The organism is Shewanella gelidimarina, assembly GCF_023283945.1.
In the GTDB taxonomy this organism is placed as follows: domain Bacteria; phylum Pseudomonadota; class Gammaproteobacteria; order Enterobacterales; family Shewanellaceae; genus Shewanella; species Shewanella gelidimarina.
In genome coordinates this window covers 104,612-126,136 of record NZ_JAKIKW010000010.1, presented here as the reverse complement: position 1 = coordinate 126,136, position 21,525 = coordinate 104,612, and the positions used below count along the sequence as shown (strand labels likewise).

At 46.3% G+C, this 21,525-nt stretch carries 16 protein-coding genes and 1 riboswitch; of the genes, 6 read left to right on the top strand and 10 right to left on the bottom strand.

From position 1 onward, the window contains the following. Positions 1 to 108: 108 nt before the first annotated feature. The 6 genes from ilvA to ilvC form a co-directional block, all read right to left on the bottom strand. The gene (gene ilvA, locus L2729_RS10780; protein ID WP_248988279.1) at positions 109 to 1,659 is read right to left on the bottom strand and encodes a threonine ammonia-lyase, biosynthetic; all 1,551 of its coding nucleotides are present in this window, start codon (positions 1,657 to 1,659) and stop codon (positions 109 to 111) included. A gap of 28 nt (positions 1,660 to 1,687) precedes the next feature. Beyond that, the gene (gene ilvD / locus L2729_RS10775; RefSeq protein WP_248988278.1) at positions 1,688 to 3,535 is read right to left on the bottom strand and encodes a dihydroxy-acid dehydratase; all 1,848 of its coding nucleotides are present in this window, start codon (positions 3,533 to 3,535) and stop codon (positions 1,688 to 1,690) included. A gap of 319 nt (positions 3,536 to 3,854) precedes the next feature. Continuing rightward, a complete protein-coding gene (locus tag L2729_RS10770) occupies positions 3,855 to 4,784 on the bottom strand; it encodes a branched-chain amino acid transaminase (RefSeq protein WP_248988277.1) in 930 nt (309 codons plus the stop codon). Positions 4,785 to 4,788: 4 nt separating this feature from the next. After that, a complete protein-coding gene (gene ilvM / locus L2729_RS10765) occupies positions 4,789 to 5,055 on the bottom strand; it encodes an acetolactate synthase 2 small subunit (RefSeq protein WP_248988276.1) in 267 nt (88 codons plus the stop codon). Further along, entirely contained in the window at positions 5,052 to 6,725 is a 1,674-nt protein-coding gene (gene ilvG, locus L2729_RS10760) for an acetolactate synthase 2 catalytic subunit (protein ID WP_248988275.1), read from the bottom strand. Before ilvG ends, ilvM begins: the two co-directional genes overlap by 4 nt. 547 nt (positions 6,726 to 7,272) lie before the next feature. After that, positions 7,273 to 8,754, bottom strand: coding sequence for a ketol-acid reductoisomerase (gene ilvC / locus L2729_RS10755; protein WP_248988274.1), 1,482 nt, complete (start codon positions 8,752 to 8,754; stop codon positions 7,273 to 7,275). A 202-nt stretch (positions 8,755 to 8,956) separates the two neighbouring features. Here ilvC and ilvY point away from each other — a divergent pair, with 202 nt between their 5' ends. Together ilvY and L2729_RS10745 are read left to right on the top strand one after the other, a co-directional pair. Next, positions 8,957 to 9,829: an HTH-type transcriptional activator IlvY gene (ilvY, locus tag L2729_RS10750; RefSeq protein WP_248988273.1), complete on the top strand. Its 873-nt coding sequence runs from the start codon at positions 8,957 to 8,959 to the stop codon at positions 9,827 to 9,829. Positions 9,830 to 9,917: 88 nt separating this feature from the next. Then, positions 9,918 to 10,739 (top strand): GGDEF domain-containing protein, encoded by an 822-nt coding sequence (locus L2729_RS10745; protein ID WP_248988272.1) that lies wholly within the window; start codon positions 9,918 to 9,920, stop codon positions 10,737 to 10,739. A 29-nt stretch (positions 10,740 to 10,768) separates the two neighbouring features. Here L2729_RS10745 and L2729_RS10740 read toward each other — a convergent pair whose 3' ends face one another. From L2729_RS10740 to L2729_RS10730, 3 genes are all read right to left on the bottom strand, one after another. Then, entirely contained in the window at positions 10,769 to 11,695 is a 927-nt protein-coding gene (locus L2729_RS10740) for a LysR family transcriptional regulator (RefSeq protein ID WP_101089415.1), read from the bottom strand. A gap of 154 nt (positions 11,696 to 11,849) precedes the next feature. Beyond that, positions 11,850 to 12,644, bottom strand: coding sequence for a DUF4824 family protein (locus tag L2729_RS10735; protein ID WP_248988271.1), 795 nt, complete (start codon positions 12,642 to 12,644; stop codon positions 11,850 to 11,852). Further along, positions 12,641 to 13,720 (bottom strand): DUF2157 domain-containing protein, encoded by a 1,080-nt coding sequence (locus L2729_RS10730; protein ID WP_248988270.1) that lies wholly within the window; start codon positions 13,718 to 13,720, stop codon positions 12,641 to 12,643. Before L2729_RS10730 ends, L2729_RS10735 begins: the two co-directional genes overlap by 4 nt. A gap of 194 nt (positions 13,721 to 13,914) precedes the next feature. Next, a riboswitch (Fluoride riboswitch) is annotated at positions 13,915 to 13,979 on the top strand. 116 nt (positions 13,980 to 14,095) lie between these two features. On the opposite strand from L2729_RS10730, the gene L2729_RS10725 reads away from it, so the two are divergent. The 3 genes from L2729_RS10725 to L2729_RS10715 all read left to right on the top strand — a co-directional run bounded on the left by L2729_RS10725 (position 14,096) and on the right by L2729_RS10715 (position 16,436). Next, a complete protein-coding gene (locus L2729_RS10725) occupies positions 14,096 to 14,788 on the top strand; it encodes an iron-sulfur cluster assembly scaffold protein (protein ID WP_248988269.1) in 693 nt (230 codons plus the stop codon). 14 nt (positions 14,789 to 14,802) lie between these two features. Continuing rightward, positions 14,803 to 15,792, top strand: a complete 990-nt coding sequence (locus tag L2729_RS10720) for a GGGtGRT protein (protein ID WP_248988268.1) — start codon at positions 14,803 to 14,805, stop codon at positions 15,790 to 15,792. 230 nt (positions 15,793 to 16,022) lie between these two features. Further along, on the top strand, positions 16,023 to 16,436 hold the full coding sequence (locus L2729_RS10715) for a GNAT family N-acetyltransferase (RefSeq protein ID WP_248988267.1): 414 nt from the start codon (positions 16,023 to 16,025) through the stop codon (positions 16,434 to 16,436). A 166-nt stretch (positions 16,437 to 16,602) separates the two neighbouring features. On the opposite strand, the gene L2729_RS10710 is transcribed toward L2729_RS10715, so the two are convergent. Beyond that, on the bottom strand, positions 16,603 to 18,474 hold the full coding sequence (locus L2729_RS10710) for a methyl-accepting chemotaxis protein (RefSeq protein ID WP_248988295.1): 1,872 nt from the start codon (positions 18,472 to 18,474) through the stop codon (positions 16,603 to 16,605). A 1,514-nt stretch (positions 18,475 to 19,988) separates the two neighbouring features. Here L2729_RS10710 and L2729_RS10705 point away from each other — a divergent pair. Further along, positions 19,989 to 21,518 carry a YifB family Mg chelatase-like AAA ATPase gene (locus tag L2729_RS10705; protein WP_248988266.1) on the top strand — a complete coding sequence of 510 codons (1,530 nt, stop codon included), beginning with the start codon at positions 19,989 to 19,991 and terminating at the stop codon, positions 21,516 to 21,518. Positions 21,519 to 21,525: the final 7 nt, after the last annotated feature.

Below are 21,525 nucleotides of genomic sequence, written 5' to 3'. Positions count from 1 at the left end.
CCACATCAAAATGCTAAATCCTGCATTTTGAGGTAGCTCAACGAGGGTCATTTTTACCAGTCTAAAAACGATTATTTCAACCACAAATTTTTATATCAAAACAGCAATCTAGGCACGGTTATCAAGAAATAATTGATACGCTGGACTGTTAGTTTCCTCTTGATAGATGAAGCCTAGCTCCGTTAAAAACTGCTGAAAAGCAAGATCATCACTTTCTGGTACTTCAAAGCCGGCTAACACTCTGCCATAGGCAGCACCATGGTTACGGTAGTGAAATAAGCTGATGTTCCACTTACTTTGCAGTGTGGTCAAAAACTTAAACAGCGCACCTGGGTGCTCTGGGAATTCAAAGCTAAATAAGCGCTCTTCTAGCGGCTCTGGGGGATGTCCACCAACCATATAGCGCACATGCAACTTAGCCGTTTCGTCCAGAGAGAGATCCTGTACCCCAAAACCTTCAGATTCGAGGTTAGCGATAATCTCATTCAGTTCACTCTGGCCTTCAGAGATACGAATTCCTGCAAAAACTACCGCTTTATCTCGACTGCTAAAGCGATAGTTGAACTCCGTCATTGCTCGCTTACCGAGTAGCTCACAAAAACGCAGGAAGATCCCTGGACGCTCTGGCACCGTGACCGCAAGAATGGCTTCTTTTTGCTCACCAAGCTCACAGCGCTCCGACACATAACGCAAGCTATGAAAATTGACATTAGCGCCGCTCAATATAGCGCCGAGCTTCTCGCCTTTGCCATTATTGCCAACATACTTTTTAAGTCCCGCTAACGACAATGCACCTGAAGGCTCAGCTATCGCGCGCGTGTCTTCAAAAATATCTTTTACCGCAGCGCAAATTTCATCGGAGGTCACGGTAATAACATCATCAACATACTCCCGTGCCACCCTAAAGGGCTCTGCGCCAATTTGCTTCACTGCCACACCATCAGCAAACAGACCCACTTGCGGTAGTATCACTCGCTCACCTGCATCGAGCGCCGCCTTTAAGCAGGCAGAATCTTCAGGTTCAACCCCAATGATCTTCACCTGTGGCCGCACCGCTTTGTAATAAGCGGCAATACCCGCAATTAAGCCACCACCGCCCACAGGAACAAACACCACTTCAAGATCGCGCTGTTGCTGCACCATCTCTTGTGCCACTGTGCCTTGTCCGGCGATAACCGCTTCATCATCAAACGGGGCAACGTAGACGCGCCCTTCTGTTTTAGCCAGATTTTGTGCGTAGGCATTGGCTTGGTCGAAAGCCTGCCCATGCAAGACAACATTGCCACCGAGTCGCCTTACCGCATCCACTTTAATATCGGGGGTGGTTTCAGGCATAACAATAACCGCGCTAATACCCCGCGCAGCAGCAGACATTGCCACCCCTTGCGCATGATTACCCGCCGACGCGCAGACCACGCCACACTCGCACTCCTCTTTAGTGAGCTCCGCAATTTTGTTATAAGCGCCACGCAGCTTAAAAGAGTGCACTGGCTGCATATCTTCACGTTTCAGAAATACTTGGCACCCAAGACGTGCAGAGAGCTTATTTAGGCTAGAAAGCGGCGTCACTTTAGCGACATCATAAACAGAAGACAGTAATATCTTTTGCAAATAATAATGCGCTAAGTCCAATTGTGGTTTTGATGCTACAGCCAACATAAACTACCTCTTAAGCCCATTAAATCGATTAAACCAGTTTACTGATATCACGCACAGCACCTTTGTCGGCACTGGTCGCTAATAGTGCGTACGCCTTTAGCGCCATCGACACTTGCCTAACACGCCCAAGTGGCTTCCATGCATCAACACCTAACGCGTCCATAGCAGTGCGGCGCGCCGCTAGCTCAACATCGCTAATAGCTAATTTGATGGAGCGTGCTGGAATATCAATCTCAATAGTGTCGCCGGTTTGTACTAAGCCAATCACGCCACCCGCCGCCGCTTCTGGTGATACATGACCAATTGACAAACCAGAGGTTCCGCCCGAGAAACGACCATCAGTGATCAACGCACATTTGGCACCTAAGCCACGAGACTTAAGGTAACTCGTTGGGTAAAGCATCTCTTGCATACCTGGGCCACCTTTAGGGCCTTCGTAACGAATAACCACCACATCGCCAGCAACAACTTCGCCGCCTAAGATTGCTGCAACCGCATCATCTTGGCTTTCATAGACGCGGGCACTACCGGTAAAGGTGTGGTTTTCCACTTCAACACCAGCGGTTTTTACAATACAGCCATCAACAGCCACGTTGCCCGCTAATACGGCGAGGCCACCCTCTTGGCTAAAAGCAAATTCACGCGTACGGATACAGCCCTCTTCACGGTCAATATCAACGCTGTCCCAACGGCAACTTTGGCTAAAGGCTTTAGTGGTTGGAATACCTGCAGGCCCGGCAGAGAAAAACTTATGTACTGCAGCATCTTTACTTTGCGCGATATCGTATTTTGCCAGTACTTCAGCCAGGTTTTTACCTGCTACATGATAAGCGTCATTGTGCAGTAGACCGGCACGATCGAGTTCACCCAAAATACCCATCACGCCACCTGCGCGATGCACATCTTCCATATGGTATTTCGGTGTCGACGGTGCAACCTTACACAAGTGCGGTACTAGGCGAGATAATCGGTCGATATCAGCCATGGTGAAATCAACTTCCGCTTCACTTGCCGCCGCAACCAAATGCAATACCGTGTTGCTCGAACCACCCATGGCGATATCCAGTGTCATGGCATTTTCAAACGCATTAAAGTTAGCAATATTGCGTGGCAATGCTGACTCATCGTCATCTCGGTAATAACGCGTCGCAAGATCCATAATGCGGCGACCCGCTTCTAAGAACAATTCACGACGGTCAGAGTGAGTCGCCAACATTGAACCATTACCCGGCAATGACAAACCCAGCGCTTCGGTTAAGCAGTTCATTGAGTTAGCGGTAAACATGCCAGAACATGAGCCACACGTTGGGCAAGCGCTACGCTCAATTTGCTCGCTGTCGGCATCCGACACCCGTTCATCGGCGCCCGCCACCATTGCATCCACTAAATCGAGCTTAATAATTTTGTCAGACAGCTTAGTCTTGCCCGCTTCCATCGGACCACCAGAGACAAAAATCACCGGGATATTCAGTCGAAGCGCCGCCATCAACATGCCGGGAGTGATTTTGTCGCAGTTAGAGATACACACCAACGCGTCAGCGCAGTGCGCATTCACCATATACTCAACGCTGTCAGCGATAAGTTCGCGTGATGGCAAGCTGTAAAGCATGCCGCCATGGCCCATTGCGATACCGTCATCAACTGCAATCGTATTGAACTCTTTAGCAATACCGCCCGCTTCTTCAATTGCGCCAGCAACTAATGAGCCCATATTTTTAAGGTGAACGTGACCCGGTACAAACTGAGTAAATGAGTTAGAGATCGCAATAATTGGTTTACCAAAATCGCCGTCTTTTACACCCGTGGCACGCCAAAGTGCACGTGCTCCGGCCATGTTACGACCTTCGGTACTGGTTGCTGAACGTAATTTTGGCATTGTTATAATCCTTGTTTAGAGAAGATTCTAGGGTCTAAAATACTCACGCTAGCCTTCTATTTTGATTCTTTAACCTAAGGCTTTTGCCTCAGCTTTTAATATTTTGTCTTCAGCTTTCCGTCAGCGAAGCGTCCCGCTTTTTTATCGGCTTTAAACCGTCTCTCAATCAGCTCTTAACCGGCTTCTAATCGGCCGTTAATCTGCTCTTACCGTCTCTTAACCTACTTCTAACCGTCTCTTAATCGGCTTCCAATCGTCTCTTAACCGGCCGTTAATCTGCTCTTACCGGCTTTAAACCCGCCGTTAATCTGCTTCAAACCTACTTTTTAAGCGGCTCTAACCAACCCCATTTATCTTCAGTTTTACCATTAAACAGGCCAAAGAAACTCGCTTGAACTATCTTAGTGATGTCACCGCGCTTACCGTTACCCACTTCGATGCGATCAACGCTACGTACTGGCACAATCTCTGCTGCGGTGCCCGTCATAAAAATTTCGTCAGCCAAATAGAGAAATTCACGAGACATGTTCTCTTCCACCACTTCATAGCCATTATCTCGGGCCAAAGTGATAATGGAGTCACGGGTTAATCCCATCAGAATAGCGGCAGTGGCTGGTGGTGTGTAGATTTTATTCTTCTTCACCACAAAAATATTTGCTCCCGCAGCTTCACTGACCAGACCATTGGTGTCTAGCGCAATACCCTCATCAAAACCGTTACGCTTAGCTTCGGTAGAAATCAGCAGCGATGACAAATAATTGCCCCCCGCTTTGGCGCCAGTAGGGATTGTATTTGGCGCTAAACGATTCCAAGAGGTGACTGCAACATCAACACCGGCATCCATACTGTCTTCACCTAAATACGCGCCCCATGGGAAACCGGCCACTAATACATCGCACTGTGCATCTTTGGGGGGCGTAATGCCCATGCCCACATCACCGTAAAAAGCTAACGGGCGAATATAGGCGCTGGATAAACCGTTATCTAACACCACATCACAACACGCTTGCATCAGCTCATCAAAGCCATAAGGAATAGGCATGCGATAGATTTTTGCTGAATCAAACAAACGCTGTACGTGTTCGGTCAATCTAAAGCCCGCTGGCCCAGCGGGGGTATCGTAAACACGAATACCTTCAAACACAGACGTACCGTAATGCAAAGCATGCGACATGACATGTACCTTGGCGTCACCCCAAGGCATCATCTCACCATTAAACCAAATTAATTCAGCTGTTTTAGCGGCCATATTCTTATCCTTTTGCAGATTCGGTGGTCTTGTTTGTTTGACTTGCCAATACTTGGCAGTCCAGTACATCAATTAACTTTATTATTTGATTGGTTAACAAAGCAATTGCTCTATCGCTTTGCACTGACATATCAATACTGGTGGTATTATTTTCGTTAAGTTGCATCTGTAAACTAGTGACTTTAAAACCACGATGACGGACGACGCGCAACACTCGCTCTAATACTTCTGGTTGCTGCTGCACATTAATTGCTACTGAGTAGTGGCTCATGTTTGCTTCTCCATCTCATCCATCATGTCTTGGTTTGACGCCCCTGGCGGGACTAATGGCCATACATTATGCGCATCATCTATCGACACGTGCAGTAGGAATGGCCCTTCACTATTAAGCATTTCATCTAAGCCTGCTTCAACTTCGCTGGCCAAGGTAATGTTACGCCCAGGAATATCAAAGGCGGATGCCATTTTGACAAAGTCTGGGTTATCAGAAAGGTCAGTTTCGCTATAACGCTCTTCAAAGAATAGCTGCTGCCACTGCTTAACCATGCCTAACTTTTGATTGTCGACTAGCAAAATTTTAACCGGCAAACGTCGGCGCTTGATAGTGGTAAGCTCTTGTACGTTCATCATGAATGAACCATCACCCGACACTGCCACCACCATAGCACTTGGTCGCGCGACTTTAGCGCCAATCGCTGCAGGCAAGCCAAAGCCCATAGTGCCAAGCCCGGCACTTGAAAGATGATCTTCTGGGCGGCGAAAATACATGTGTTGCGCCACCCACATTTGGTGCTGACCCACATCACAAGAAACCACACTATCTTCAGGTAATTTTTGTGCTAAACGATGCAACATTGCCGGAGCATAAATCAATTCACCTGGGCGGTCATAGCGCCATGGGTGCTGCTCTTTCAAGCTTTGAACCGCGTCTTGCCACGCTTCAATCTGCATACTTTGGCTCAATGCAGGTAGGATTTGACGCAAATCGCCTGCAATGGCCACTTCTGGCATTCTGAGTTTGCCCAATTCAGCGGCATCAATATCAAGGTGAAGCACTTTGGCATTTTCAGCAAACGAGGCTAAACGTCCAGTCACACGGTCATCAAAGCGCGCACCCACTACGATCAGTAAATCGCATTGCTGCACCGCTAGATTGGCCGCTTTGGAGCCATGCATGCCTAACATGCCGAGGTAGCTCGGGGTGTCGTAACTGACGGCGCCGAGCCCTTTTAAGGTCGCCACTGATGGAATACCCGTTGCGGCAATAAACTGTCTTAGCGGCTCAACTGCACTCGCCATGCCCACGCCGCCGCCCACATACAGCATGGGGCGCGAAGAGTGAGCTAGCAGTGTATTCGCAGCATCGATTTGGGTTTGAGTATGTTCTGGTTCTGGCATTACGGCTTGTAACGGCGTTTTGTAATCCACTAGTGCAATTTGAATATCTTTAGGTATATCGACTAAAACGGGGCCAGGGCGACCAGACGCTGCAATTTCAAATGCTTTATATAGCGTTGGCACTAACTCTTCAACATTGGTCACCATAAAGCTGTGCTTGGTACACGACAGTGACATGCCTAGTACATCAATCTCTTGGAACGCATCGGTACCGATCACGGCGGTGGAAACCTGACCGGTAATCGCGACCACAGGAACAGAATCGAGCAACGCATCGGCCAGCGAAGTAATAAGGTTCGTGGCTCCGGGGCCTGAAGTGGCAAAGCAAACGCCAGTCTTGCCACTTGAACGAGCATAACCTACTGCTGCAAATGCAGCGCCCTGCTCATGGCGACTCAGCAAATGTTCTACAGAACTGCCATACAAGGCGTCATAGATTGGCATAATCGCACCGCCTGGATAACCAAACACCGTCTTTACCCCGTGTGCCGCGATGGTTTTTATTACTGCGTCGGCGCCCCGTATCATCTGCCCTTGTTCCATCTGTTCTTGCTCCACTACTCAATTGTTCGATAACTTGGTTACGGCTTAATGGCGACACTCAATAATTTCAGCAGGCCTTTAAACGAAAAAACCCCCGTTCCTTTCGGCGCGGGGGTTGTTTGCAATCTTAAACCTAATTAGGTGTGTCGATTTAGCATGCGCGCCCCCCGCTGTGATTTAATAATCACGACGGTAATAATCACAATAATAATTTGGGCAGCTTGGTTAAACATACGCGACTTGTATTCCTAATAAGGGTCTTTGCTTAAATTCGGTATCGGTCTTTGTCGATCAGACCACCATTAAGATGTACCACAAAGCGAATAAAAAGCACAATGAAAACTTTTGCGTTACTCATAATACACCAGCGTTAACCTAGGATTTAGCGCTAACAACTCGATGTAATAATAACTGACTGCCGCCTCTCTTTATTGTCACTAAGGTGTTAATCGTTAATGTTTTACTTCAAACCTTGATGCTACTCTACTCGGGCTATTTCAGCGTTGCCTGCCACTCTATTGAGTTACAGGCTCCGCCTCAAATAATTTTAAGCTTCTTCAACAATGCGTTGCATTTCGGTCATGTAACCGCGAAGTTCTGCGCCGACAAATTCAACTGCAGTGTTACGGATCTCATCATTGACTTCGATAAGACGAAGATTATCAACACCGTTACTGGTCTCTTTTAAGCCAGCACCTAGGTATTCTGATGACATACTTTCAACATAACCGCGTAGCATAGGCACTGCTGCGTGGTTAAATAGGTAACAACCGTATTCGGCCGTATCAGAGATCACGATGTTCATTTCGTAAAGACGCTTACGAGCAATGGTGTTGGCGATAAGTGGCGTTTCATGCAGTGACTCATAGTAAGCAGACTCTTCAACAATACCCGCGGCAACCATAGTATCGAACGCAAGCTCAACGCCCGCTTTGATCATCGCAACCAAGAAGATACCTTTATCGAAATATGCCTGCTCGTCGATTGGCTCATCACACTGTGGTGCATTTTCAAAAGCCGTTTCATTGGTTTCGCTGCGCCATTTAAGCAAGTTAGCATCGTCGTTAGCCCAGTCTTCCATCATGGTTTTAGAAAACTCGCCACCGATAATATCGTCCATGTGCTTTTCGAATAATGGCTGGAGGATCTCTTTCAGTTCTTCTGCCATTTCAAACGCTTTAATCTTAGCGGGGTTAGAGAGTCTATCCATCATATTGGTAATACCACCGTGCTTAAGTGCCTCGGTAGTGGTTTCCCAACCTTGCTGAATAAGCTTAGCGGCATAACCTGGCTCTACGCCATCGGCAACCATCTTCTCGTAACCCAAAATTGCGCCAGTTTGTAACATGCCGCAAAGAATTGTCTGCTCACCCATAAGGTCAGACTTAACTTCAGCGATGAAAGAGGAGTGCAATACGCCCGCTCTGTCGCCGCCCGTTGCGCTTGCATACGCCTTAGCGATATCAAAACCTTCAGCCTTTGGATCGTTTTCTGGATGAACCGCAATCAGTGTCGGTACACCAAAGCCACGCTTGTACTCTTCACGTACTTCAGTACCAGGACACTTAGGCGCAACCATGATGACGGTGATATCTGGGCGAACCTGCATACCCTCTTCAACAATGTTAAAGCCGTGCGAATAAGACAATGTCGCAGCTTGCTTCATCAACGGCATAATAGTGGTGACGGCGTTAGTGTGCTGCTTGTCCGGCGTTAGGTTTAACACCAAATCCGCATCAGGAATTAACTCTTCAATAGTGCCAACACGGAAACCGTTGCCGGTGGCTTTTTGATATGAATCACGCTTCTCGCTAATCGCTTGTGGACGCAGTGCAAAAGCAATATTGAGCCCGGAGTCACGCATGTTCAAACCTTGGTTTAAACCTTGCGCACCACAACCTAGGATGACAATGTTCCACCCCTTGATATGGTCACAGCCTTCGCTGAACTCACTACGATCCATAAAGCGGCATTGAGCCAGCTGTTCTAATTGTTGACGCAAATTCAGAGAGTTAAAATAGTTAGCCATCTGATATACCACCTTGATTCTGGATGTTTAAACGGGCTAGCTCAATAGTGAGCTAAGCTGTGATTGAAATCACTATAGCGCAAGCGTTTCATTGCTTAAAATGATATATTCGGAACATGATGTTGCGCTTTATGCAACATGGAAAGATAACGGTCTCTTAACCCTTGCGGCTAGCAAACACTATACACAGAGGATGAACCATTTGGATATTCGCACTATCAAACTCTACTTACATCTGTCTGATAGTTTGCATTTTGCGCGCACCGCACAAGCGATGCATGTCAGCCCATCAACGCTAAGTCGTGCAATGCAAAGATTAGAAGCAGAGGTAGGGGCGCAGCTGTTTCAGCGTGATAATCGCAGCGTGACATTAACGAGTGCCGGCGTGGAGTATCGTCATTTTGCCGAGTTAACCTTGGATCACTGGGGCAAACTCAAAACTAAGATTGACCCTAAACAGGATTTACTAAGAGGTCGGCTTAACCTTTATTGCTCAGTGACCGCAGCCTATAGTCATCTGCCCGGCTTACTTGACCGCTTTAGGCGAGAGCATCCATTAGTCGAAATAGCATTAACCACAGGTGATGCGGCTAATGCCGTCAACGAAATTCGCAATAATCGCGCTGATATCGCCATTGCAGCGCTGCCTGATCCTTTTCCAGAAAACCTGCATTTTGCCAAAATAGATGACGTGCCACTGTCTATCATCGCACCGACTTTTCGCTGCAAAGTGCAAGAATTGCTGACCGAGTCCTACATCCCTTGGGATCGTCTGCCGTTTATCGTGCCTGAGCATGGACCAGGTCGAAAACGTATCGACAACTGGTTTAAAGCACTTGGCTTAACACCCAATATTTATGCTCAAGTGTCAGGACAAGAAGCCATAACCTCTATGGTCGCACTCGGCTGTGGCGTCAGTATCACTCCCGAAGTGGTGATTAATAACAGCCCAGTAAGAGACCGAATTCAATTACTGTCATCGCCAATAGCCATTCCGCCGTTTGAGTTAGGGTGCTGCTGCCGAGAGAAGCGGGTTACAGAGCCGGTGATTCAGGCTTTTTTAGATGCTATCTAACGATTCGGGTCAAGCAAGTACAAGTAACTTATACAAAAGAACAATCATCTCTACTACAATATAAAGACCATTCCCTATAAAAATAACTATGAATACCATTGCGCTTACCTTGGTCTCTGTTGGTCTTCTAGGGCTATTACTCGCCCTATACCCAGCATTACAGATCTGCAATCAACCAAACTATCAACGCAATGGATGGCGCATTCTATTTGGAATGATTCTATTATTTATTATTGGATATTTAGGTTTTATCTGGATGTTATTTGATGAAGATCCGAATAACTTAGAAATGATTGTCGCGGTAATATTTTTTGCAGGAGGCGGCTTTGTACTTACAATTATAAAAATGAGTAAAAGTACTATAGGCGAATTACTGCTGACCCTAAAAGAGAAACACCATCAAGCACACCATGATGCGCTAACAGGCTTACCGAACCGTATCCAGTTTTATGAAACTCTTGAACGCCTCACGATTGATACCAATATACCGACCTGCTGCATGATGATGGATGTTAATAATTTTAAAGTCATCAATGACACATACGGCCATGCATTTGGCGATTATGTACTGCAAGAAATAGCAAAAAAGATTTTTGATGCTGTCCCTTCTGGCAATTTAGTCGCTCGTATTGGAGGCGATGAATTTACGGTCATACTCCCCAATTGCAACGCCGATAGTGCCGTTAAAGTTGCCCAAGCTATTCAACAAAACTTCCTAAATGAGATCGTTTGTGACCCAATTCAACTTGTCGTGGGGATCAGTATTGGCATCGCCCAATACCCAATCCACGGAGAAAACAGAAAAGTCATTCTTAAATATGCTGACATCGCCATGTATGAAGCCAAAAAGCGGACAGATCACATTCAAGTTTTTCAAGATAATGCGGATCGACACAAAGTTAATTATTGATAACAAACAATCAAAAAGACTAGGGGCGGTTAATCTTTCTCTTTTACGCCATTAATAATCAAATTACGCAGCCAACGGTGGCTGGGATCAAGATTAAAGTGCTTATGCCACACCAAAACATAGGCACCGGGTTCAAGTTCAGTCGGCACGTCAAGCATCGTTAGGTCAAAGTCTGCAGCCATTTTAGTCGCATATTTTTTAGGCGCACATAAAATCAAATCACTGCTCTCACACAGGCCCATTGCACTATTAAAGTCTGTCATGTTAACGGCTATATCTCGATGCAAATACTTTAAACGCAATACATCATCCAACAGCCAGTGCTCAAGCCCACCAAAAGTAACCTGTAAATGACGATACTTTAGAAAAGTTTCTATATTCCAAGGCTCATTTAATAGCGGATGCTCATTCCTCACCAAACATACAGGATAGTCCCGAATCAATTCTGCATACCCTAACTCTTCGGGTAAGTGATTCATGTGTAACAAAGAACGGTTATCCCACTCGCGACAAATAATGCCCATGTCAATTTCGCAGCGCAATAGTTTATCTAAGCTATCCAGTGACCATGTTTGACAATTGAGACTCACTTGTGGCGCTTGTTCAAGTAACTGAGGCATAAAGTAGGGAAATGTGAGCGAATAGGCAGTTTCAACCAAGTTGATTCGAAAACGGCGTCGGCTCTCGGCGGGTTCAAAAGTATTTGGGCGAGTAAATTGATCTAACCTTTGCAACACTTCGCGCAGCTCTGGGGCTAACTCTAATGCTCGTGGTGTTGCTTTTAGGCCATAGGCAGTGCGATCAAACAATTGATCATCGAAGGTTTCGCGTAACTTGCTCAGCTGTTTACTGACCGCAGATTGACTCAGGTGCAGCCTCGACGCAGCAGCGGTAACACTTTGCTCTTCGAGCAACACCTCTAACACTCGCAATAAATTGAAATCTAGCTGTTTCACCCGTTACCTTCTCACATACCAAAACTGACTTGGCCTATGATAGTTTTTTTCAGGCTGCTGCGGGGTTGTTTTCGCAGATTAAAACCAACATGAGTACCACATTGAATACCCAACAGTCCCTAAAACGAATGAACTCTGGCTGCCATAGCCTATTTTAGTCGCGAGTGACATTGGTGATCCACGGCTCCAAGCGGCTGCCCCACTTGATCTGCACCGCGTAACGCGGTGCCATAATATCTTGGTAACCCAGTCTGCTTAAGCCCGATAGAACTTCGGAATACTCCAGTGGCAACAGAATATGACTGACCAATAACTCGCTTAGAAGTAAACGGTAACGCTTGTTATTGACGTTGTAATAAGGCTTAGCGAGTCCCTTAACAAACAGCATATGATCTTGGCCAGAAAATTCTGCGGCTAAGGACTCATAGTCATTGCTCGCTTTGACAAAAAATAGCCGACTATTGGTTAACCTCTCCTTTTTCAAGCTAACAAGAGAGTCATCCTTTAAACGGTCATTGGCCTCATTAGGCTGCAGGGTATACGTTTCGAGTGCTGCCTGATAACGTATCTCCGCTTTGGCAATTTCAGCAGTATGTAACTCACCATCAAACTCTAGTGCCCAATACAATTGACGTGACCGCGCCCCATAGTACTCCTTGTCTGGCACCTCAAAACCAAGGGCAAGTAACTGTGCTTGAGTCACCTCGGTCTCGTTTGTGTTATAGGCGTTATAAGTGTTTTCAGCCATCGTTGCCGTACGCCAATTAATAGCCAGTAACATGCCTGAATTCTCTTGCTGCGCACCACGGTTATAAGGTAAATCTAGCTCCCTTTCAGTCAGTGTTAACTGCGATGTTACCGCGCCCATTCGATTATACGCCACACCACTTAATGCTATGACATTACTGCCGATTAGAATAACTAACCCCATCAATAAGTACTTTTTCATTGCGAGATACCTTTGCTTAAGTCACTTAAACGAACCCGCTTAAATACCATCAATGCAAGCAGCGCAGATAAACCCAGAATAAAGAAGAATATATATTTCGGCATCCACTCCCACCACCAGTCAAAGAACTTGGTATAGAGGAATAAAATGAAAAATACATTGCCGGTATTGGTCACCTCTCCCCATTGGCGCTTAACTCCAAGCCAAATTGCAGCCACCGAGAGCGCAAAACCCGTCAGTTGATAAAAGCCTTCTACCGTCTCCGGTGACCAGCTTAAATAACTTATTTCGCCCCAGTTGGACAATATGAGGATAGGCAGGAATAGCATGATCATTGCCATCACGTTATAAATCGAGGCAAAGCCACTGAAACGTCGATGATCGCTTAAGTGAGGTAACAAGAAGATAAGTAAACTAGGAAGCAGAAAGTTCTCCGGCCTTTCGCCAAAGCTTATCCAATACATCCCGGACCAGCTCCCCATCTTCATCGCGATAAAGCTACTTAGGCTAACAATCGCAAAAAACAGTAAAAGCCGTGCATTACAGGCATAGGCCAGCAAGAAGCTAAAAGCCGCCCACACTGCAAAAGCATTAGGTGACGGCGTAATATTAAATATTTGCCCCAGCATAGAAAGGTTAAGCACAAAGCATGCAAGGCTCATCAACGCAGCAATTTTGGAGTAATAAGCATTTTTCTCGGCTTCAGCCAATTTCAATGACAGTAAAAATAGCAAAATGGGGGCAACCACTAACATACTGACTTGAGTCCCTGTACTCAGGTAGCCCCAGAATTGATAGAACAGAAAGAAGATACTGGTAGCCATCGCCAACGCACCGAGCATGGAGGCAATTCTCATCCCTAAAGATAGCTGTTTAGATTGGCGACTGGTGTCTACGTCATAGATATCAGATAGGCGTTGCAATAATTGCTGATGGTAGCCGTTGATACTGTTTTTCTGTTCAGATGATATTGCGATGACATCATCATTTTCTAACACATGCATCTCTTGCTGGAATGCATAAATTTGCTCAACACGTTGCTGTGCATCACATTGAGAAAGCGATTTTTCTTCCATGGGTAGATCCTCCTTAATCAACATTTATATTGCCGTAATTGATAATAAAAACAACAAAAAACAGTGTTTATTTCAATCAATTTAGGTATTAAAAAGACCTCATATTGAGCTATTCCCTGATCACTGGAATGCGATCGAGATCACCAACTCTTCGCTCAGCCTGACCTATACTTTAGCGAAAGGTTTATTACTAAACCTGCACGGGTGATGGAGTTCCACCGACTTAACCGCCAATTTGGCTGATGACTCCTACAGAATCGAAAACAGGTTAGCCTGAGATGACAACATCCGTTGTCAGCGTATTTCTGTGGGACAGTTCCAATCAGTCACACTCTCCGCTTTCTTGTTTTCCTAGCATCCAATTAGGAAAACACTATGCAATACTCTTCAGAAATTCAGTCAATGTGTCCAATTCAGCGGGGCGATCTGCACGCATCTGCACCGATCCCTATCGAAGGGCGCATGCTCAACCCCAAAGATGTTATCGCCATTTCGGGCTTGAGCCATGGCGTGGGTACATGCGCACCGCAGCAAGGTGCCGCCAAACTCACACTCAATGTAAAGCAAGGTATCATCGAAGAAGCCTTAATCGAAACCATAGGTTGCTCAGGCATGACCCACTCAGCAGCGATGGCAGCAGAGATCATCACCGGTAAAACCATACTAGAAGCATTAAACACCGATTTGGTATGTGACGCCATCAACGTCGCCATGCGTGAAATCTTCTTACAGTTTGTTTACGGGCGGACACAATCTGCGTTCTCAGAAGGTGGGCTGGAAGTCGGCGCCGCGTTAGAAGACTTAGGTAAAACTCAACGCAGCCAAGTCGGCACCAGTTATTCAACCCTTGCTAAAGGCGTGCGCTATATGGAGTTGGCAGAAGGTTATGTCACCCAGTTAGCACTCGATGACAACGACGAAGTCATCGGTTACCGCTACCTTAATTTAGGCAAAATGATGGCACTGATGAATGACGGCACAACGCCAGAAGATGCCGCCACCCAAGCCACAGGCACATATGGTCGTTTCAATGATGCCGTGACCACCATCAACCCACGCCAAGCCTAATAGAGGAGCCAACAATGAATACTCAAATCCAAACGTTACTGACGGAGATGAACCTAAACTCTATTGAGCAAGCCCATGAGTTTTGTCTGCAGCACAATATCGACGCGCCAAAGATGGTATTAGATACCCAACCCATCGCCTTTGATAATGCTTGCGATGCCTACACCCTAGGTACTGCACTGGCGTTACACAGAGCCATTACCGCATCAGACCATTCAGCAGCCCTAGCCGCCACCAATATTGGCGATGCACTGCAAGCCTATTGCAAAGACGGCAGTGTCGCTGCACAGCGAAAAGTGGGAATAGGTCACGGCGCATTAGCGGCTAGGTTGTTAAGCGAGCAAACCCATTGCTTCTGCTTTCTAGCAGGTCATGAATCATTTGCCGCCGCTGAAGGCGCAATTAAAATCGCCCTCAACGCGAATAAATCGCGCACGAGGCCTCTTAAAGTCATTTTGAATGGCTTAGGTAAAGATGCCGCTTACTTAATTTCAAGGATCAATGGCTTCACCTATGTTCGTACCCTGTTCGACTATCAAACTGGTCAGTTAAATGAGGTCAGTCGCAAACACTTTTCCGATGGTCAACGAGCGGAGATCTTATGTTTTGGTGCCGATGATGTTCGCGAGGGTGTCGCCATCATGCATTATGCTGACGTTGATGTGAGTATTACGGGAAACTCAACCAATCCAACCCGTTTTCAGCATCCTGTCGCCGGGATTTATAAATCAGAACGTATCGCTCAAACAAAGCCTTACTTCTCCGTCGCATCCGGTGGCGGTACAGGTCGAACCTTGCATCCTGACAATGTTGCCGCTGGCCCCGCTTCATACGGCATGACGGACACAATGGGCAGAATGCATGCCGATGCCCAATTCGCTGGCAGTTCATCTGTTCCTGCACATGTCGCCATGATGGGCTTTATCGGCATGGGCAATAACCCCATGGTCGGTGCCAGTGTGGCGCTCGCCGTAGCGGTAGAGCAGCAACTTAACCATCACTAAATCCTGCATACCGTATTTCGCGGGTAGCGTTAGTAATGAGTCAATTTACAACAGTGACTTAAGAGTGATAAGTTAATCGGCACTATTCTGCCTCAAAGAATAGTGCCTTCAAGAGTCGCTATCTGAATAGCGCTTTTAATTTTATTATCAACTGCAATCTCAACTACATTCTCAACTACGTTATCCAGCAGCGATTGAATTGGCTAACAAACGGACTTATAGGTCAAAAAGTGAAAATTGAAGTCATAGATAAAGAAGATACCACTGTTTTTAATACGCTTATCGATGGGCTTAAGCAGCACAAATACGAGCATATGGGGCCAGAAGAAACCGCCCCTCTATCAGTCATCGCCCGCGATGAAGATGACAACATCATCGGTGGTGTCTCAGGGCGCAGTATCTATCGAAACTTTCTAATAGAAGTGGTTTGGGTAAGTAAAGAAACCCGAGGTACCGGGCTGGGTCATCAGTTAATGCAGCAAGCAGAGATTGAAGCTAAAAAGCGCGGTTGCCTGATGGCGCAATTAGATACCTTATCTTTTCAAGCCCCAGTGTTTTATGAAAAGCTTGGCTTTAAAATCGTCGGCACAGTGCCAGAATTTGCTGGCAGTCCAGCACGTTATTTTATGCTCAAGCAATATTAACGATATTGATACCCGAGCCACATGAAAATGCAGGAGTCATGAGGGGATAAAGCAGTTTTATTTATTGCCGTTTTCTTCCCTAATAAAAACAAACCCAATAACATCGATAAGATGCTATTGGGCTTTGCGCTGTTGCGGCAATCAGCCTGAATGAGCCCGTTAAACCTTATAGAATAAAAGTCGACACTAGATCATTCAGTGATTTTGCCTGTAGCTTTAAATCCTTAGCTTGTTGCACGCCCTCAACCGCTGACTGAGTAATGTCATCAGTAACATCTTTAATCGCCACAGTGTTTTGAGTTATCTCACCTGTTACTTGAGTTTGCTCTTCAGCCGCAGTCGCTATTTGGCTCGCCATGTCTGAAATAAGCGCGACTGCTTGGGTGATCTCTTCGATGGCAATTGCAGCTTCACTCGCATCATTGACACTGTTATTGGCTAAAGTATGACTGCTTTCCATTAATTTTACGGCACTGGATGTTGTCTGCTGTAATGTCTCAATGGTTTCATAGATCTCTTGAGCCGAATCTTGAGTACGTCGCGATAATACTCGTACTTCATCTGCCACCACGGCAAAACCACGGCCTTGTTCGCCTGCTCGCGCAGCTTCAATAGCCGCATTCAGTGCCAATAAGTTGGTTTGCTCTGCAATGCCTTGAATGGTTGAAAGAATACTAGAAATAGCATGAGCATGACGGCTTAACTCACCGATAACGTCAGTGGCTTGAGTCACTTCATTGGCTAATAGGTTGATTGATTGACGTGTATTATCAACCAAATTTTGCCCTTGTTGACTGCTACGGCTTGATTGCTGTGCCGCGGTGGCTGTACTTTCGGCATTAGCCGCAATTTCTTGAGTCGCACTAGCCATCTCAGTCACCGCAGTGGCCACCATTGTGACTTCTTGTTGCTGAACGTGTAATTCCTTCTCTGCCAAATGCGAATTAGTAAGGCCTTTATCGGCTTCCTTATCTAACTGCTGTGCAACTTCACGAATTTGACTGATTAATTGGTGCTGACTGCCAACAAAACGATTAAAGCTGCCTGCTAAGGCGCCCACTTCATCTTTAGTATCCGTCTCAATACGCTGAGTTAAATCGCCATTACCATCAGCAATAAGGGCTAGCGCGTCTGATACTCGTGAAAGCGGTGCTAATAAGTGATTTATTAACCATGAGATTGCCATCATACTGACCAGCAAAACTAAAGCAGCTAAACCAAGTTGAGTTTGCAGTAGCGAAGTTAATGGCGATTCGAGGGTTTCTTGGTCAAGCACTAAAACCAGTTCCCAATCAGTATCAGGAATACTTTCCGTCCACACCAATTTATCACGACCTTCTGAGTCAAAGTAAATAGGAATAAGTTCATTAGATTGATGGTTCTGCTGCAATGAACTGTAATCAAGGTCGTTATCAATCGCCCTGATAGGGCCCATCGCTTTACTGGCATCTTTGTAAGCGATCACCGTACCGTCTTTGTGCATCATAATGGCAAAACCATTTGACGGTAACTCCATTCGGTTTACGTCACCCACTAAATCATCAATCGATAAATCACCACCAACAACGCCATTTTCAATTTGCTTGGCAAGCGTTACCACTAAGATGTTATAAGCCACATCAAGATAAGGTTGTGTCAGAATGAGTTGGCGCTCAGTCGTCGCTTGTTGATACCAAGGGCGCGAACGTGGATCGTATCTGGAGCGGTCAATGCTGAGATCGGAATCAATCATCTTGCCTGATGATTGACCGAAGTAGGTTAATTCAAATCGACCTGATGCTTCCGCTTGTTGCAGTGCATCAATGCTATTGCTATTTACTTTGTCACCTAATGCGTTAATCACATCTTTTTTACTGGCAAGCCATTCACTTATCCGTTTTGCTTGCAGGGTACTTAAACGCTGTACTTGTTCAAGGTTTGATTGTAATAACATACTCTTTTGACTCGAGTAACTTTGCCAAGATAACAGGCCTATCACTATCGAGAGGGCAATCAGTACCGGAAAGAGGATTTTTTTCTTTAACGAATAAGATTTCATATTAACCAGTGTGGTGTAACGTTCAGTGAATAAAGACAAACACAGTAATAAGGTCGATATGCGACGCTGCACTGCACTGCGCTGATTTGGGCGGCGGATAATGCCATAAATCAACATATTCTAATAGTGGGCAATTAATAAAAAACAAAACGAAACAAATCACCAACAAAATAGGCGCAAGCCCAGCGCGAGATGGCTACATAGTCAACTTTGCCGCAACTCTGGGCGTTCAAGATCCGTTTTTTCATTGGCACCAAACCATATTCCAGACGAGTTGAAAATGATCATTTCAGCGGCTTTGTGCAAGTTCAACTCTAGCGATTAACGTAGAAAGAGGGAATGTCAGTGATACTGACGATAAAGCGGAATAGTTTGGCTTTGAGTCATAACCGAAGGACTAAGACTGAGTCCATTTACGCTACTCAACATTTTCTTTATACAAAAGCGATCCTACCGTCAGTGACTAGCGTATATATAATCAAGTATGCATTAACGTGATAGCACAACCCCAGTGCATCAGCCTTTGAGGTTGACTCATCTAATGATTGCTTAGCCTTTCCATCTCTCCAAATACCTTTTGCCCTCGAATCTCCATTCGGGGGATTTTTTTGTCTGAAGTAACCCTAAAATTCACCGTCCGCAGCTGGATACATTTGTGATTCCAATGGCCAGTGCATATATTGCCTAAGATTCAATAATTTCAATTTAAGTTCAGATTTCGTAGCTATATCGCAACTAAATAGATTTGCGGTTCCAATGGCCTGCGGCCAGCGCATGTGCAGACACAGCCGTGACACGCTACAAGTCCATCTGACCTCCATGGATGGAGGAAATGCCAAATTCTGTCTGGAACAGAATTGGCCCTGTAAGCTCGGCCATGACGTCCATGTCATGGACGGTCACAGCCGTATCTACACTAGGTTGAAAAAGCGCAATCATCCGGCATTTGAGCCTTTAATTTAAAGACACTAAACACAGCTACAAACTCAGAGCTAATTAATAACACCCATTCCCCATCGAAGTTGCCGAAGTACGTAGACAAAAATGCCGTAGAACCATCATGGTCTTTCCCGTGCATCCATGCACTTCAAGACATTCAGGCATCCTGCCTATCAGATGATGGTTCAGGCTCGGGGGTACATGGATGTACCATCTGAGCCGTTAGGCATTTTTGTTGGAGTATGAGGCCTGTACTCAACGCATGTAACTTCGTCGGGGCGGCAGGGGTGATCCAAGAGGGGATTGCTGTTGATCCCCTCTTGGCCGAGTGTGGGATGGAATCCCACGACTTTAGTCAGGCGCAGCCTGATGCAGTAGACATGTGGGCGAAGCGCCACGACCTTGACTTCATCTCTAAAAGATCAAGCGCAGCTTGATGCCTTTGCCTGTAAACCCAAAATAAAACTCAAGCTAAAAATAAATTCAAAACCCAAAAATTCATAACCTTAGCTAAACTTACCCCTGCCCACATTGGAATTTAGGGCTATCCACAATTAAAAAAAAAGGATTTGTTTATGGCACTCGCCTGTGTTGCAACCCGCGCAAGCTGCGGCGTCGACGCCCCTCTGGTCACCGTAGAAGTCCATTTAAGTAATGGATTACCCGCCTTTTCATTAGTCGGACTCCCAGAAGCCTCAGTCAAAGAAGCAAAAGAGCGCGTGCGCAGTGCGCTGATTAATGCCGGGTTCGAGTTCCCAATGCGGCGCATAACCGTCAATTTAGCCCCAGCAGATCTGCCGAAACAGGGTGGCCGCTATGACCTGCCAATCGCGATTGGCATTCTCGCCGCCTCAAAACAGATCCCACTCAAATCGATTGAACAACATGAATTTGTCGGTGAACTCGCCCTCTCTGGCCATGTGCGCTATTGCCAAGGAATACTGCCAGTGATTGTTGCGGCCAGCAAAGCAAACAACCGCATAATACTGCCGATTGATAATCGCGCCGATGCCGAATTGGTCGGTTTTGATAAAGTGTATTTTGCGACCCATCTGCAATCATTAGCCGCATACCTGCATGGGCAGTCGGAGTTACCCAGCATCGATTTTGGCCTAGAATGGATAACGCCGACATCCAACACCGGCGAGTCCGGCAACAACTGCCTCAGCGAGGTGATTGGCCAACAACACGCTAAGCAAGCGCTAGAGATAGCTGCGGCGGGCAACCACAATTTATTGATGCTTGGCCCACCAGGTACTGGCAAGACCATGTTGGCGAGTCGGATGATGCAGCTTTTACCACCATTAAGTTATGAAGAGGCGCTTGAGGTTGCTTCAATCCACTCGGTTGCAGGACAAAATATGCAACGGCAACAATTCTTCCAACGTCCGTTTAGAAGCCCGCACCATACTAGCTCAGCAATTTCATTGGTTGGCGGTGGTGCAATGCCAAAACCGGGCGAGATCTCTCTCGCCCATCGCGGCGTGTTATTTTTAGATGAAGTGGCTGAGTTTCCTCGTAAAGTGCTCGATTGCCTGCGTGAGCCGATGGAGACCGGAGAAGTGAGTATTTCGCGAGCCGCGGCCAAGCTCAATTTTTTATGTCGATTTCAGCTGGTGGCCGCAATGAACCCGAGCCCCTGTGGCGATGTTAATAATGCCAGAGCGAGCAACGAGCAGATTATTCGTTACTTATCTAAACTTTCAGGGCCTTTTCTCGACCGTTTTGACTTAACCATTGATGTCCCTAAACTCCCTTTAGGTGCGCTAAACAGCAGCAATACTCACGCAGAAACCAGTACCACCATCGCCCAACGCGTGCATGCAGCCAGAGAGGTTCAGTTAGCACGTTCGGGCACACTCAACAGTGAATTAAGCGGTAAACAATTAAAGAATGAGGCTCGGTTTAGTGCGGCTGATCTGTTGTTTCTAGAGGAGAGTGTCAATCGCTTAGGTTTATCGGTCCGTAGTTACCATCGACTACAACGTGTCGCCCGCACGATTGCAGATCTGCAGCAGGAACAAGACGTATCGCGGGCCCATATTGCGCAAGCATTAGGGTACCGAGCGATAGACCGATTACTCACAAGCTTAAAACAGTACTAGGCTAACC